Annotated in this window: 14 protein-coding genes; 1 reads left to right on the forward strand and 13 read right to left on the reverse strand. The window is 76.5% G+C overall.

From position 1 onward, the window contains the following. Positions 1-54: 54 nt before the first annotated feature. Positions 55-2016, reverse strand: a complete 1962-nt coding sequence (dnaG, locus tag H2O74_RS10030; protein WP_182111454.1) for a DNA primase — start codon at positions 2014-2016, stop codon at positions 55-57. 122 nt (positions 2017-2138) lie between these two features. Between dnaG and H2O74_RS10035 the strand changes: the two genes are divergently transcribed. Beyond that, positions 2139-2594, forward strand: coding sequence for a VOC family protein (locus H2O74_RS10035; protein ID WP_182111455.1), 456 nt, complete (start codon positions 2139-2141; stop codon positions 2592-2594). Positions 2595-2610: 16 nt separating this feature from the next. Here the strand turns inward: H2O74_RS10035 and H2O74_RS10040 are convergent, their stop codons facing one another. From H2O74_RS10040 to H2O74_RS10095, 12 genes are all read right to left on the reverse strand, one after another. Beyond that, positions 2611-3438 carry an ABC transporter permease gene (locus H2O74_RS10040; protein ID WP_182111456.1) on the reverse strand — a complete coding sequence of 276 codons (828 nt, stop codon included), beginning with the start codon at positions 3436-3438 and terminating at the stop codon, positions 2611-2613. Next, on the reverse strand, positions 3435-4211 hold the full coding sequence (locus H2O74_RS10045) for an ABC transporter ATP-binding protein (protein ID WP_182111457.1): 777 nt from the start codon (positions 4209-4211) through the stop codon (positions 3435-3437). Before H2O74_RS10045 ends, H2O74_RS10040 begins: the two co-directional genes overlap by 4 nt. Before the next feature lie 25 nt (positions 4212-4236). After that, positions 4237-5079, reverse strand: coding sequence for a DUF4097 family beta strand repeat-containing protein (locus H2O74_RS10050; protein WP_182111458.1), 843 nt, complete (start codon positions 5077-5079; stop codon positions 4237-4239). A gap of 72 nt (positions 5080-5151) precedes the next feature. Then, positions 5152-5664 carry a toxin-antitoxin system HicB family antitoxin gene (locus tag H2O74_RS10055; protein WP_182111459.1) on the reverse strand — a complete coding sequence of 171 codons (513 nt, stop codon included), beginning with the start codon at positions 5662-5664 and terminating at the stop codon, positions 5152-5154. A 39-nt stretch (positions 5665-5703) separates the two neighbouring features. Then, a complete protein-coding gene (locus H2O74_RS10060; RefSeq protein ID WP_182111460.1) occupies positions 5704-7260 on the reverse strand; it encodes an AMP-dependent synthetase in 1557 nt (518 codons plus the stop codon). Between the two features lie 59 nt (positions 7261-7319). Beyond that, on the reverse strand, positions 7320-7934 hold the full coding sequence (locus H2O74_RS10065; protein ID WP_182111461.1) for a hypothetical protein: 615 nt from the start codon (positions 7932-7934) through the stop codon (positions 7320-7322). Beyond that, positions 7924-9750, reverse strand: a complete 1827-nt coding sequence (locus tag H2O74_RS10070; protein ID WP_182111462.1) for a hypothetical protein — start codon at positions 9748-9750, stop codon at positions 7924-7926. Before H2O74_RS10070 ends, H2O74_RS10065 begins: the two co-directional genes overlap by 11 nt. Beyond that, the gene (locus H2O74_RS10075) at positions 9747-10787 is read right to left on the reverse strand and encodes a hypothetical protein (RefSeq protein ID WP_182111463.1); all 1041 of its coding nucleotides are present in this window, start codon (positions 10785-10787) and stop codon (positions 9747-9749) included. Before H2O74_RS10075 ends, H2O74_RS10070 begins: the two co-directional genes overlap by 4 nt. Then, the gene (locus H2O74_RS10080; RefSeq protein WP_255491553.1) at positions 10784-12430 is read right to left on the reverse strand and encodes an AAA family ATPase; all 1647 of its coding nucleotides are present in this window, start codon (positions 12428-12430) and stop codon (positions 10784-10786) included. Before H2O74_RS10080 ends, H2O74_RS10075 begins: the two co-directional genes overlap by 4 nt. 22 nt (positions 12431-12452) lie before the next feature. Further along, positions 12453-13514: an AAA family ATPase gene (locus H2O74_RS10085; protein ID WP_182111464.1), complete on the reverse strand. Its 1062-nt coding sequence runs from the start codon at positions 13512-13514 to the stop codon at positions 12453-12455. Beyond that, positions 13511-14122 (reverse strand): nicotinamide riboside transporter PnuC, encoded by a 612-nt coding sequence (pnuC, locus tag H2O74_RS10090; protein ID WP_182111465.1) that lies wholly within the window; start codon positions 14120-14122, stop codon positions 13511-13513. Before pnuC ends, H2O74_RS10085 begins: the two co-directional genes overlap by 4 nt. A gap of 9 nt (positions 14123-14131) precedes the next feature. Beyond that, positions 14132-15442 carry a deoxyguanosinetriphosphate triphosphohydrolase gene (locus H2O74_RS10095; RefSeq protein ID WP_370525724.1) on the reverse strand — a complete coding sequence of 437 codons (1311 nt, stop codon included), beginning with the start codon at positions 15440-15442 and terminating at the stop codon, positions 14132-14134. Positions 15443-15457: the final 15 nt, after the last annotated feature.

The following is a 15457-nucleotide window of genomic DNA, read 5'->3' on the forward strand; positions in this document are numbered from 1 at the left end:
GCGCGAGCGCCGGACGGCTACGGTCCGCCGTGCGCGAGCGTCGCTCCCTCTCGGTCAGTCCCGATGCCGCAGGGCTCGCCGGCGGCCCTCGAGCGCGACGAGGTCGGCGAACGCCGCGCCGTACGCGTCAGCCTCGGCGACCGGGTCCATCCGCTGCAGGCGCCCGCGGGCGTCGGCGATCTGGCGCGTCAGGCCCAGGTCGACGAGCGCGTCGACGACGCCGCGCACGTAGTCGTCCAGGACCTCGGGGCGGTCCTCGGGCAGCGGCGTGACCGCGAGCTCGGTGACGAGGCCCGCGACGGCTCCCGCGCCCTCCTCGCGGACGCGCTCGACCCAGGCCGACGGGTCCCCGAGCTGCACGGCCGCGGCCAGGCCGCCCGCGGCCCGGATCGCCTCGTGCACCGCACGGAAGGCGGGCACGCTGAACGCCTCCGGGGTGAGCGCGTCGAACGACGCCGCGTCCACGGCCGCCGGGTGCTGGAGCACGGCCTCGAGGGCGTTGCGCTCCACACGGGCCACCGGGTCGGTGCGGTCCGGCGCGATGGGGCGACGCGGCGCCTCGGCCCCGCGCGGCGCCGGCCGCTCCCCCGGGCCAGGCATGGTCGGGTCCGGCCGACCGGGTCGCTGGTCGGCGCGCGCGCCGTCGGAGCGGGCCGCGCGGCCCGCGGCGTTGACCGCCTCGCGCACCGCCTCATGCTCCATGCCCAGCCAGCCGGCCAGCATGCGGGCGTACTCGGGCCGCAGCGCGGCGTCGCGGATGCCGGCGACCACCGGCGCCGACGCGCGCAGCGCGGCCACGCGGCCCTCGACCGTGTTCAGGTCGTGCGCGCGGATCGTGGAGCGGATGACGAACTCGAACAGCGGCTGCCGGCTCGCCACCAGTGCCTTGACCGCCTCGGGCCCGCGCGCGAGCCGCAGGTCGCAGGGGTCCATCCCGCTCGGCTCGACCGCGACGAACGTCTGCGCGTAGAAGCGCTGGTCCTCCGTGAACGCCCGCAGCGCCGCCTTCTGCCCGGCGGCGTCGCCGTCGAACGTGAAGATGATCTCCCCGCCCACCGAGGTGCCGGACGCCAGCTGCACCCCGGCCCCGGCCGCGCTGTCCCCCACCAGGCGCCGGACGACGCGCGCGTGGTCCGGCCCGAACGCCGTGCCGCACGTCGCGACGGCCGTGGGCACGCCGGACAGGTGCGCGGCCATGACGTCGGTGTAGCCCTCGACGACGACGACCTGCTTCGCCTTGGCGATCTCGCGCTTGGCCAGGTCGATCCCGTAGAGGACCTGGGCCTTCTTGTAGAGGGCCGTGTCGGGGCTGTTGAGGTACTTGGGCCCCTGGTCCTCCTCGAGGAGCTTGCGCGCGCCGAAGCCGACGACGTCGCCCGTGACGTCGCGGATGGGCCACACGAGCCGGCCGCGGAACCGGTCGTAGATGCCGCGGCCGCCCTGGCTCATGAGCCCCGACGCGACCAGCTCCGCCTCGGTGAACCCCTTGCCGCGCAGGTGGCGCAGCAGGTGGTCCCAGCCCTGCGGCGCGAAGCCGACGCCGAAGGTCTCGGCCGCCGACCGGTCGAAGCCCCGCTCCGCGAGGAAGGTGCGCCCGACGGCGGCGGCGGGCGTCAGGAGCTGCTCGACGTAGTAGGCCGCCGCGATGCGGTGCGCCTCGAGCAGCCGCTGCCGCCGCCCGGGCTCCTCGCCCGGCCTCGTCGGCCCGCCGTCCTCGTAGCGCAGCTGGATGCCGACCCGCCCGGCGAGGTGCTCGACGGCGTCCGCGAACCCCAGGCCGTCGATCTTCTGCAGGAAGGAGATGACGTCCCCGCCCTCGCCGCAGCCGAAGCAGTGCCACAACCCCACCTGGGGGCGGACGTGGAACGACGGCGAGCGCTCGTCGTGGAAGGGGCACAGGCCCTTCATGGAGCCGACGCCCGCGGACTTCAGCGTGACGTGCTCGCCGACGATCTCCTCGATGTGGGCGCGCTCGCGGACGGCGGCCACGTCCTCCTGCCTGATCCGTCCCGCCACGGCGCGAGTCTAGGTGCTCGGCCGCGAGCGGTCGTACGGCGGCCGGGAGGCCTGGACTCCCGCCGCGGCCCGGAGGACCCTGGACCGTGAGGCATCGTGCACCGGCTCGAGGAGGAGCTCCGATGGTCCAGCACATCCCACCCGGCCAACCGTCCGTGACCGCGAACCTCGTCGTGCGCGACGGGCTCGCGATGCTCGACTTCTACCGGCGGGCCTTCGACGCCGAGATCGTGCTGCGCCTCGTCGCCGACGACGTGCTCATGTACTCGGAGGTGCGGATCGCCGGCACGGTCGTCACGGTGAGCGACGAGATGCCGGAGTTCGGCGTCGTGGCCCCCGACCCGCAGGGCGCCGTCCACGCGTCGTTCACGCTCTGGGTGCCCGACGCCGACGCGACCTTCGCCCGGGCGGTGGCGGCGGGCGCCACGCCCGTGAGCGAGCCGGCCGACCAGTTCCACGGTGACCGCACGGGCGTGCTGCGCGACCCGTCCGGGCACCGCTGGCTCATCGCGACGCACCTCGAGGACATGACCGAGGCCGAGATGGCCGCCCGCATGGCGCAGGTGATGGGACAGTGAGCCCGGGCTGACCGCGTCACCGGCGCTCACGCCGGTACAGCACCCGCGCCCACGCCCAGCCGGCGCCGCCGATGAGCGCGCACCACCCGAGGGCGAGCGCGAGCGTCGTCGCCGGCACCGCGGTGCCGTCCAGGAGGGCGCGCGTCGTCTCGATGATCGGCGTGAAGGGCTGGTACTCGGCGAACCACCGCACCCCCGACGGCATCGTCTCGACCGGGACGAAACCGCTGCCCAGGAACGGCAGCGCCGTGAGGAGCAGCGGGACGTTCGACGCCGTCTCCACCGACCGGGCGCTCAGGCCCAGGGCCACGCACAGCCAGCTCGTCGCGAACCCGACGACCGCCAGGAGGCCGACCAGCCCGAGGACGTCCAGCGGACCCACGGCCGGCCGGTGCCCGAGCGCCATCGCGAGGCCGAGCACCACCACGGCCGCGAGGAGGCCCTGCACGACGGTGCCCAGCACGGGCCCGCCGAGCACCGACCCGGGCGAGATGGCCATGGTCTTGAACCGCGCCATGATGCCGCTCGTGGCGTCCATCGCGGAGGTGATCGCCACGCTCTGCGCTGCCCCGACGACCGCGAAGAGCAGGACGGTCGGGGTGATGTAGTCGAGGTATGCCGCCCGGCCGGCCGCGCCCGGGGTGACGCCCGGCGCCACGCCCGCCCCCAGGGCCCCGCCGAAGACGAACACGAACAGCAGCAGCACGGCCACGGGCCCACCCACGGTGAACGCGGTCAGGCCGGGGTAGCGGACCGCGCGCAGCAGGTTCCGCCGGAGCATGGTCACGGTGTCGGCCCACGGGCGGGCGGCCGCGGTGCGCGGCACGGTGGTGGTGGTGGTCATGATGCCGATCCCCTCGTCGACGTGTCGGTGGGCTCCTGCGCCGGCGGCTCCGTCAGCCGCAGGAAGACGTCGTCGAGCGAGCCGGCGTCGTGCGTGGCCTTGAGCTCGGCGGGGGTGCCCTCGGCGACGATGCGGCCCCGGTCGAGCACGGCGACGCGGTCGGCGAGCCGGTCCGCCTCCTCGAGGTACTGCGTGGTCAGGAGCACCGTGGTGCCCCGGGCCACGAGGGCGCGCACCTCGTCCCACAGGGCGCGCCTGCTGCGGGGGTCCAGGCCGCTGGTCGGCTCGTCGAGGAAGACGACCGCGGGCCTGCCGACGAGCGTCATCGCGAGGTCGAGCCGGCGCCGCATCCCGCCGGACCACGTCGAGACCGGCGCGCGGACGGCATCGCCCAGGCCGAGCCCGGCCGCCAGCGCGTCGGCGCGCTCGCGCCCGGCTCGCCGGCCCAGGTGGTGCAGCGACGCCATGAGCCGCAGGTTCTCCACGCCCGTGAGCAGGTCGTCGACCGCCGACATCTGGCCCGTGACGCCGATGGCGGCGCGCACGGCGCCCGCCTGCGCGACGACGTCGAAGCCTGCGACCCGGGCGGTGCCGGAGTCGAGGCGCAGCAGCGTGGACAGGATGCCCACGGTGGTCGTCTTGCCCGCGCCGTTCGGCCCGAGCAGCGCGGTGATCGTGCCGGCGCGGACGGCGAGGTCGACGCCGTCCAGCACGGGCCGGTCGCCGAACGCCTTGCGCAGGCCCCGCACGTCGATCGCCAGGTCCTCGGTCATGGTGCTCCCCCCTCGATCTGGTCCGTCAGGGACGGCGGACGATGACGTCGCCGTAGCTCGTGCTGGCGCGGATCTCCGCCGTCAGCTCCTCGGCCGCGGGGCCCTCGCCGGGCCGCAGCTCGTTGCGGACGGTCCCGTGCTGCGAGGCGACCTCCAGCCAGGCGGCGGTGCCCTGCGGGACGCCGACCTCGATCGAGCCGTACGACGTCGACAGGGTCGCCGTCCCCTGCTCGACGCGTTCGACGCGGATCCCGCCGTAGGCGGCCGTGGCGGTGACGGTGCCGCGGACGCGCCCGACGACGACCTCCGCGTGCGCCCCGGACACCTCCAGCGAGCCGACGACGGACCCGACGGTCGTGGTGCCGTTGCCGGCGCGGATCGTGCCGTCGCCCACCAGCTCCGCGAGGCGCACCGAGCCGGCGCTCGCCCGGACCGCGACCGGCCCCGTGGCCCGCCGGACGACGACGGCGCCGGCCGAGACCGTGAGCGTGAGGCGGCCCGCCTCCTCGACGCGGGCGTCCCCGGCGGTGACGGTCATCTCGACCGTGCCGAGGCGCCCCTCGGCGTAGAGGCTGCCCGCCCGGCCGCTGAGGTCGGAGCCGGTGGGCAGCTCCACGGTGACGGTCATGCTCCCGCTGCCGAAGGGCACGTACTGCTTCCAGGTCGGCGGGCCGGAGACGGTCACCGCGTCGCCGTCGCGCCCGACGCGCACGTCCTGCGCGCCGCGCACGTCACCGGGCTTGGCCGGGTCGGTCGGCAGGACGGTGACGACGACGTCGTCCCGCTCCCCCGCGACGACGTGCAGGGTGCTTCCGGGCGGCAGGTCCACCACCAGCGGGACGGGCACGTCGGTCGGGAACGTGGGCATGACGACTCCAGGCGGTCGGTCAGCGGGTACGCGGGTGAGGGACGAGGCGAGGGGCTGGCGCGCGGCGCGCGCTCAGCGCACCCAGCCCGTGAGGCGGCTCGCGCCACGCGGCGTCGAGGACGCCTGCTGCGTGGCGGGAGCGGCGGACGACTCGAGGGCGGTGGCGACCGCCCGGACGAGCCACGTGTTGACCGAGATGCCGTCGCGTGCGGCGGCCACCTCGACCTGTGCCTTGAGGTGGTCCGGGAGCCGCAGGGTGGTGCGCGTGGTGGAGCCGGCGTCCGGGGCGTCGCCGTCCGGCGCGGACGCGACGACGGGAGGGGGCGCCGCGGGCACGGTCGCGGCGGGCGGGGTGACGACCAGCTCGGGCGCGCCCCCGCGCAGCCGCACATCGACCGACCCCGGCGCGATCTCGGCGGTGATCTCCCCCGCCGCCGCCGAGAGGACGTCCAGCAGGACGAGGCGCACCGCCGCGTCCAGCGGCGCGGTCAGCCGCTCCGCGAGCCGGCGCGCGTCGTCCCCGCCCGCGCCCGCCGCGACGACCAGGCGGTGCTGGAGGTCGTCGACGTAGGGCGTGAGGTCCATGACGTCATGGTGACACCACTGTGGTGTCACCACAAGACCTCATGACGCCACGGGGTCCAGGTCGCTCGTGAACCGGCGCGGCTTGCGCCCGCCGAAGGCCACTGGCCCGTCGACGACGTCGAGCCGCACGTCGCGGTCGAGCAGGCGCCCGACGGCGGTCGCCGCCGCGCGCGCGGCCGCCTCCCCCGCGGCCGTGCGGCCCGCGGCGGGCAGCGCCCGGAGACGGACGGCACCGTCCGCCGCCTGGTGCAGCTCCCACGCCGCGACGCCGTGGCCCTGGAGCACCTGCGTCGCGTCGACGGACGGCCGCCAGGTGCCGTCGCGGTGGCGGTAGCGCACCGGAGCGCGGCCCTCGAGGCCGTGGATCTCCACGGTGCCGTCGGGCCGGCGGCGCAGGGCGCCCTGGTCGCCGGTGCGGTAGCGCAGCAGCGGCAGGTAGGGGTTCTCGTCGGTGGTCACGGTCAGCTCCCCCGGCACGCCGTCGGCGCACGGCGCACCGCCCGGGTCGAGCGCCTCGACCCACACGTGCCGCGGCAGGACGACGAACGGACCGTCGTCCCGGCGCGTGGCGACGGCCCCCGTCTCGCGCAGCCCGTAGAGGTCGATCAGCGGCGCGTCCCACGTGTCGGCCACCAGCCGCCGGACCGCGGGCGTCAGGTGCGCCGCCCCGCTGACGAGCGCGACGGGGTGCAGGTCGAGCCCCGCGCGCGCGAGCTCGACCAGCCGCAGGAGCGGCAGCGGCGAGGAGCTGAGGACCTGCGGGTCCCAGGCCGCGAGGAACCGCTCCCGGTCGCCCGGCCGACGCCAGGCGCCGTCGTCGAGGTTGACCCGGGCCATCACCGGGACGGGCTCGCCGTCCTCGCGCGGGAAGGCCGTCATGGCGGACGGGTACGTGAACGCGGCCCGCTGGTCGACGACGTTCGCGAGGCCGAGCCGGTCCACCGCGGGGCGCCAGTCGACGCCCGCCTCCGCCAGGAGGCGGTGGATCAGGACGACGTCCCCGGCGACGAAGAGCGGGTGCAGCGGGATCCGCAGCGCGGCGCCCGTCGAGCCGGAGCTCGTGCCCTCCAGGACGCGGTCGAGCGGGACGTCGAGCGGCACGAAGTCGGCGATCCGCCGCCGCAGGTCCTCGCGGTCGACGGGGGCGAGGTCGCGCAGCGGGGTGGTCGGGCCCGAGCGGCCGGCGCGCGCGAGCCGGCGGTACCGCGGCACCTGCTCGTGCGCCCGTGCGACCAGCGCGCTCACCCAGGCGGGCGGGGCGGCGTCGGGCGCCGTCGCCTCGGACGCGGTCACCTCGGACGCGGTCACCTCGGACGCCGTCGGTCGGCGCCACCGCCGCGCCGCCTCGTGGAGGGCCGCGACGTCGGCGGGCAGCAGCCGGTCGCCCGCCCGGTGCACCCACGTGGGTGCGGCGGGGTCGTCGCTCACGGCCGCGAGCCGCGCCGCCCCGGCGGCGTCCAGGGTCGGCCAGCGCTCGGCGTCGTCGAGCGCGAGCGCGGACAGCGGCGCGTACTCGCCGAGCACCGCCTCGGCGCGGACCGGGTCCGGCGGCGGCGCCGCGGCCGGACCGCCGTGGGTCTCGTCGTCCGTCGTCATCACCTGCTCGTCGTCATCGGTGGCTCGTCATCGGTGGCTCGTCATCAGGCTCGTCGTCGTCAGTAGTTGGAGTACTGCGCCGCCGCCTCCTTCGCGCGCTTCTCCGCGAGGGCGCGCGCGAGCTCCTCGGCGCGCCGCACCTCCTCCGCCATCGCCCGCGACGCCACCTCCCGGTAGGCGGTGCTCACCGCCTGCCACCGGTCGGCCGCCTCCTGCTCGCTCTCCCCGGCGGGCAGCAGGTCGCCCGCCGCCAGCGCCGCCCGCGCGGCCTCCTCGCGGCCCGTGTCCTGGTGGACCCACGTGCGCGGGTCCCGGACGTGCGCGAGCTCGCTCACCAGTCTCATGACGACGTGGAGGAACCACCGGGCCGTCCCCCCGCGCTCCGCGGCCGCGGCGGCCACACCGGGGTGCCCGAGCAGCGCCGGGTCGGTCAGCAGCCAGCACGCCACGGCGGCGCCGGCCCGCGTGCGGCGTGGCGCGTCGGGGCCGAAGGTGCGGTCGATCCAGGCCAGCCCGGCGGCGTCCAGCACGGTGCCGTCGACCTGGATCACGACGTCCGCGACGAGGGCCGGGACGCCGACGTGGCGGTCGAGCATGTCCGGCGACGTCAGGGCGAGGCGCTGGGTGAGGGTCGCCAGGGACGGCCCCGGGTGCCGCGTGCGGTCATCGGCCATGCGCACCGCCGCCGTCGGACGCCCAGAGGCGGCGTGCGAAGTCCCGCGCGAAGGCCACGAGCTGCTCCTGGTCGTTGACGATGTGGACGTCGTACCCGGGTGCCACGGCGGCGATCCGGTCGGCGTGGATCTGCTGGGCCTCCAGCACGAGCGTGCCGCCGCCGCCCGCGGCGGCGACCGCGCGGGCCGCGATCCCGGTGCTCGGGTCTGCGGTCGGCTCCGCGCCGCCGCGGAAGATCACCGACGCGGGCGCGACGTCCTCGAACATCGAGACGACGCCCGTGTCCGAGATCACCGCGATGTGGGTGGCGTCGTCATCCGTGCGCGCGCCGCCCCAGGCACGGGCCGGTGCCGGTGCGAGGTGGGTGCGCTCCAGGAGCGGCAGGGGGAACGAGGTGCTGCCACCGAAGTGGGCGACGATCGCGGCCAGCACCGCGTCGGCGTCGCGCGTGAAGCCGTCGGTCCCGGCGACCTGCTGCGGGCCGCTCCAGGTGGTCGCCTGCACGCGCGCTCCCGCCCGCAGGGCGGACAGCGCCAGCACGGCGCCCGCGAGCGCGATCGGGGCGCGCCGGGCGGTCGGGTTCGGCATCGATCCCGACGAGTCGAGGTAGAGGTCCAGGTCGACGACCCGGCGCTCGTCGCGCACCGGGTCCTCCTGGTGCACGTCGCGGCGCACCGTGGTCAGGCCGGGCACGACCACGGGCGAGGCGGTGAGCGTCCCGGTCCAGTCGACGTCGGCCAGGTCGTCGCCGAGCTCCCACGCCTCCAGCCCGCCGAGCAGCTCCTCGCGGGGCGGGTGGGCCGGGCGCGTCGGGAACGGCACGAGGTGCGGCGCGGCGTGCTCGCGGTACCACGCGGCGGCGACCGTCGCCGCGTCGACCGTCATGCCGAGCGCCCGGAGCGCCGCCAGCGCGTCCGCCGGCTCCAGGCTCTGCCCGGTGGCGTCCGAGGAGGAACCGGTGCTCGGCCCGCGGCCCCACGCGCCGTCGGTCTCGTCGCCGTCCTCGTCGTCCCCCTCGTCGTCGTCGTCCTCGCCGTCGCCGCTCGTGCCGACCACCGCGGGGTCGAGCGCCGGGTGCACCACCGGCCGCCCGAGGCCCGTGTCGCCCGCGAGGCCGCCGGGCACCACGTCGCCCGTCTCCGCGTGCGCGCAGGGCACCATCCGGACGTCCGGGTGGTACGACTCGAGCTGCTCGGCGAGCGTCGTGCGGACCAGGGCCCCGAACCCGCCGGCGCCGCCGACCGGGTCCCGCGCGTAGACCCGCACGAGCCGCGCGCACAGGTGCGCCGCGTCCTCGGGGATGTCGCCCGCGGGGTCCGTCAGGGCCCCGCGCGGGGTCTGCCACAGGATCTCGTACGCGCGCCAGACCATCTGGAACAGCCGGTCGTCCGGGGACGGTCGCCCCAGCGCGGCGTACAGGCCCAGCACGTCGAGGCCGGCGCGGCGCTGGAGGCGGTCGTTGATGAGCAGGTCCGCCCACAGGTTGGCGACGGTCCCGACCAGCTGGTCCGCGTCGACCAGGCCGACCCGCACGCGCGCCGCCACGCGGGCCGCCGTGAGCAGGTCGCCGGGCGCGAGCACGTGGTGGCCGACCTCGTGCGCCAGGGCGGCGACCGCGTGGTCCTCGAGGCCCCGCGCCCGCACGTCGGCGAGGCAGATGTGCACCTCGACGTCGGTGCAGGAGAACCAGGCGAACGACCCGGCACCCGGCACCCGCTCCTCGTGCAGCGTCGGCAGGTGCATGCGCGTCGGGCGCCCCCACGCCCCGAGCGCCGCGGGCCACGCCGCGAGCCAGCGCTCCGCCAGCGCGCTCACGCGGCCACCCGCGCGGGCAGGCGGACGACGTCCACGCAGTAGGAGTGCGCCCGGCTCACCAGCGCGACGGCGCCGTCGGTGCCCCCGGGGCAGACCGCACCGCCCGTGACGGTGTCGACCCACGGCACCACGCCCGCCAGCGCCGCGGCCGTGACCCCCGGCGCGGGGACCTCGCCGCCGATCTCACCGGCCCGCACCACGGCGACGCCGTGCACGTCGGCCACCACGAGCCAGCGCTGGCCGTCGGCGTGCACGAGCCAGCCCGGACCACCGCGGCCCTCGTCCAGCCACCCGGCGACGACCGGACGCGTGAGCCACGGGCCGCCCAGCCCGCGGAAGCCGCCGTGGCGGGCGACCACGCCGGGCGCGGCGGGCCGGTCGGGCCACCACCACCGGTCCCGGCGGTGCGGCGCGAGCACGTCGCGCTCGAGCGCGGCGGCGTCCGCCGCGGGCAGGCCGAGCGCGGCGGCCGCCACGGTCGCGGGCAGGTCCACGACGGCGCGCAGCGCGGCGTCGCGGTAGCGCGCGAGCCCGCTGCGCCACGCGGCCACGACGACGGCACCCCGGACGCGCGCCACGAGCGCCGCCGCGTCGCGCGCGCCGTCCCCGCCCGGGAGCTCCGCCAGGGCCGCCGCACGCAGGTGCCCGAGCCACGCGTCCGTGCGGCCGCCACGCTGCACCGCCGGCGCGGCGGCGGCCAGGACTGTCACGACCTCACGGGGCGCCGCGAGCACCCACGGCCCCAGGCCCGCCGCCGCGGTGACCGCCCGGCGCTCCGCCGCCCCGGGCACCCACCGCCCGCGCGCGCACAGCGTCGTCACGACGTCGACGAACGCCTCGACGGCGTCGCCGAGGGCCTCGCCGTCCGCGACGCCCTCGAGCGTGCGCACGAGCCCGACCGCGTCCGCCGTCGCGCTCACGAGCTCGTCGGCGGGCGCGCCCTGCGAGGCAGCGCGCCGCAGGGTCGCGTTGAGCGCGTCGCGGCGCGCGCGCACCGCGGCGCCCGTGGCGGACGCCGGGTCGAGCGGCGCGCTCACCCGCCGCTCCACCGCAGCCAGGCGAGGTAGCCGGAGTAGCGCTGGTGGGCGTACTTCAGGGCGAGCGCGTCGTCGTACACGCTGCCGTAGAGCTTGACCGAGTCCTGCCAGAGCGCGAGCAGGCCCTCGATGCGCGCGGTGCGCCGCAGCACCTCCTGCTCGGTGAGCCCGTGCGTGCCGCGGTCGAGCTCGGCCAGGATCTCCCCGACCGGGTCGTCGGCGTCGAGCTCCTCGGCGTCGTACTGGCGGCACGTGGTGTCGAAGAGGTCGCGGATCCACGAGACCCGGTCCGTGCGCAGCGCCTGGCGCTCGGGGGCGTCGAAGCTCGTGGCCTGGAGGTCGGGCTGGAGCTTGTCGTGCAGGACGAAGGGCAGCACGGCGCGCAGGTCCGCGAGCGTGACCTGCGCGTTCCCGCGGAAGTACGCCATCGCCTTCGCGTACAGGATGAGGGACTGCAGGGCGCGCACGGAGAGCCCGTTGAGCGTCTGCGCGCCGACGTCGGCGAGCCGGTCGCGCCCGGTGTCGGCGACCGAGAGCGTGTGCGGGTCGACGCCCGCGAGCCGCGCGGTGTCCTTGGTCCGGTACTCGAGCTGCCAGGCGGCGTGCTCGAGGACCTCCAGCTGGGAGGCGAAGTACTCGAGCCGGCGGCGGACCGGCGCCGGCAGGTGCACCGCGAGGACCTCGCGGTGCACGCGGTCGTGCTCGTCGGCCGAGAAGACGATCTCGGGCGGCACGTTGTCCTCCGGGCGCACCCCGCGCTCAGCGCGCGTCACCAGGTCGCCGAGGAAGCGGTTGTTGAACGGCAGGGCCTTGACCACGACGTCGATCCGGTCGCGCAGCGCGTCGACGACCTGGAACGTGCCGCCGCCGGCGTCGTCGTTCGCGGTGAGGTACCAGGCCGAGGCGCCGGTCTCGTAGATCTGGTCGAAGACCTCGACGTAGCCGTCCGCGAGCACCGTCAGCAGCGCCGACTGCGTCTTGGTGGGGATGCGGTTGTACTCGTCGACGATCTTGACCCGCATCCCGAGCCAGGTGCGCCACGCGACGTCGATGTCGGCGAGCCGCTCGGCCGCGACGAGGTCGCGCGGCAGCGGCGTGCCGAACAGGTCGCTCACGGTCAGCTGGGGGTGGCCGTGCTGCATCGCGCGCCGGACGTCGCGCACCGGGTACCCGGCGAGCACGCCCATGAGGATCGCGCTCGCCGTCTTGCCGCGACCCGGGCCGCCCACCAGGAGGCACCGGCCCCGGACGGCGAACGTCAGCAGCGGCAGCAGGACGAAGCTCGAGTACGACTGGTCCGTCGGGAGCTCGACGACGGCGCGCGTGTCGCCGATGCGGTAGGCGGTGCGCGGCCGCGCGGGGTCCGCGAACTCGACGTCGTAGTGCGGGCTGATGATGGCGTGGTTGACCAGCCAGAAGTACGCCTGGCGCAGCTTCTCGTCGAGCGGCGCGTCGGGCGCGACGCCCGGACCGCCGACGGTGTCCCCCGCGAACAGCCGCTCGACGTCGAGCTGGGCGTCGGCGCCGGTCGCGCCACCGCTGCCGGGACGCGTGGGCGCCGAGGAGACCCGGTCGATGTCGCGGGTCGCGGCCGGCGCGGTCGGGTCGCTGGTCACGGGCACGGGGGCGTCGGGGCTCAGCACGCCTCGAGTCTGGCACGGATGATCACGGGACGTCCGCGAACGCCTCGGCACCCCGCTGCGGCAGCGGTGCCGACATCGGCCGCGGACGGGCGAGCAGCGGCGCGACGAGCTCGCACGCCGCCGCGAGGCGCTCGGACGGCGACCCGCGCAGCTCGTGCCAGGGCGCTCCCCCGGCCGCCGCCTGCGCCGCGAGCACCTCGCGGAACCGGTCCTGCATCGCGTGGCGCACGTGCTCGCCGTCGCGCATCCCGTCCTGCACGAACGGGATCTCGTCGCCGGTCAGCAGGTACAGGTCCGGGACGCGCCGCTCCGCCAGGTGCTCGACCGACGGCGACCGGGTGCCCGTGTAGCGCTCGTGCCACAGCGTCGTGGCGAGCACGTCGGTGTCGCACACCACGAGCGGGATCGGGGTCGCGGCCGCGGCGTCGTCCTCGCGTCTGGCCTGCTCGCGCGCCACGAGGTCGAACTCGGCCGTGTGCCACGGGGCAGCCAGCCCGCCGGGCCGCTCCGCACTCCACTCGCGGCCGAACTCGAGCACGGGCTCGAGCCCGTGGTGGTGCGCGAGGTCGGCGGCGAGGGTCGTGGTGCCGGTGGACTCCGCGCCGAGGACGACGACGCGTCGCGCGAACCAGGCGCGCACGCCCGCGGGCAGCGCCCACCAGTGGGCCCCCGGGTCGGCCCGCACGGCGCTGCCCGAGACGGGGACGCCCACCCGGCCGGGGTCGACCCGCAGCCACGTGGCGCCCAGGCGGCGCGCCAGCTCCGTGCCGTAGGCGTCGGACGTGAGCACGGCGTCGACCGGCGCGTCGAGCAGGGAGCGCATGAGCGCGACGTGCGCGTCCCACGCGGCCGGGTCCGCGTAGTCGACGGGCGTGTCGTCGAGCGCCGTCACCACGTGGGCGCCGGGCAGCTCGGCCCGGAGCCAGCCGGCCCGCGTCTCGACCGGGACCGACTCCCGGGAGGAGCCGAGCACCTGCACGGTGACCCGGTCGCAGCGGGCCAGCCCGGTGCGGATGAGGTTCAGGTGGCCCGCGTGGACCGGGTAGAACTTGCCGATCACCAGGCCGTGGGCGTACCGCGTCATGCCACCGGGGCCGGATCGGAGGCGGCCACGGACGCCGGGGAGCCCGTGGCGGCGTCACGCTGCGCGCGGCGCCAGCGCCGCAGGCCCTGCAGGCACAGGCCGATGAACAGCACGTACAGCGCCGCGGTGACGTGCAGGCCGAGGCTCACGTACAGGCCCACGAGCAGCACGTCCGTGAGGATCCAGACGTACCAGCTCCCGAGCCACTTGCGGTTCAGCATGAGCTGCGCGACCAGGCTCAGGCCGGTCGTCAGGCCGTCCCAGAACGGCACCGCGGAGTCCGTCCACGTCCCGAGCACCACGGCGAGGACCGCCGTCGCCCCCGCCGCCGCCACGACGGCCACGGGCCAGGCCCAGCGCGGCGTCGGGCGGACCTCCAGGCGTCCGTGGTCCGCCCCGCCGCGGGCCCACCACCACCACCCGAGCGCCCCGAGCACCAGGTAGACGAGCTGGAGCGCGGCGCCGGCGTACAGCCCGCTGCTCACGAAGATCGCGGCGAAGACCACGTTGTTCGCGATGCCGACCGGGAAGGTCCAGATGTTCTCGCGCGCCGCGAGCCAGACGCACGCCGCCCCCGTGACGAAGCCGATGATCTCCAGGATGTCCACCCGGAAACCCTAGGGCCGGCTCCCCCGGTCCGGGCGCACGAGCCGAACGTGCCACTCGGCGGCGCTGACGTCGGTGAGCGACGCGACCTGGTCCACGACCACCCGCAACCGGGCCGCGTCGTCGTCGGCCGCCGCCCAGTCGGCCGCGAACGGCGCCTCGAGCGCGGCAGGCGCGCGCTCGTGGAGCACCTCGACGAGGTCCGCCACGATCTCGCGCTGGCGGCCGTACAGCGGCTCGAGCTCGCGCGGCGCCATGACGAACGTGACCGCGAGGCCCTTGAGCACGAGGATCTCGGCGAGGGTCGGCGCCGGCACCACCAGCTCGGCGTCGTAGCGCGTGAGCGGCCCGCCCCCGTAGACCTCCCGGGTCGCGTCGATCGCGGCGCCGCAGAACCGGCCGATGAGCTGGCTCGTCATGTCCTTGAGCGCCGCGAGGGCCCGGCGGGAGCCGTCGAAGCCCTCGACCCACGTGGCCAGCAGCGGCAGGCGGCGCATCGCGTCGTCGAGGGAGGCCGCGTCGACCGCGTGGCCGTACCAGAGCCGGACCTGGGCGGCGACGCGCGCGCGGACCTCCGGGTCGCGCAGCACCTCGAGCTCGAGGCGGCCGCCGACCACCGCGTCCTCCACGTCGTGGACGGAGTAGGAGATGTCGTCGGCCAGGTCCATGACCTGGGCCTCGAGGCACCGCACGCGGTCGGGCGCGCCCTGGCGGAGCCACGCGAACACCTCGGCGTCGTCGGCGTAGACGCCGAACTTGGCCGACGGCGTCCCGTCCGGCCCGGGCGGCGCGTCGGGCGCCGACCAGGGGTACTTGACCGACGCGTCGAGGCTCGCACGCGTGAGGTTCAGGCCGACCGGCCGGCCGGTGCGGGGGTCGGTGACCTTGGGCTCGAGGCGGGTGAGGAGGCGCAGGGTCTGGGCGTTGCCCTCGAACCCGCCGATGCCGGCGCTCAGCTCCGCGAGCGCCCGCTCCCCGTTGTGACCGAACGGCGGGTGGCCGAGGTCGTGGGCGAGGCACGCCGCGTCCACGACGTCGGGATCGCACCCGAGGGCCTTGCCGAGCTCGCGACCCACCTGCGCGACCTCGAGCGTGTGCGTCAGGCGCGTGCGCACGAAGTCGTCGGTCGACGGGCCGAGCACCTGCGTCTTGGCACCCAGGCGTCGCAGCGCCGAGGAGTGCAGGATGCGTGCCCGGTCGCGCTCGAACGGCGTGCGCTGCTGGGACTTGGGAGCCTCGGGCAGCCATCGGTGCCGGTCCTGGTCCGTGTAGGCCCCGGTGCGGGGGCCGGTGGGGCGGGAGGCGTCGGGCACGCCGTTCACCCTAGCCAGCGCCGT

Origin of the sequence: Actinotalea sp. JY-7876, assembly GCF_014042015.1 — a bacterium.
Taxonomy (GTDB): domain Bacteria; phylum Actinomycetota; class Actinomycetes; order Actinomycetales; family Cellulomonadaceae; genus Actinotalea.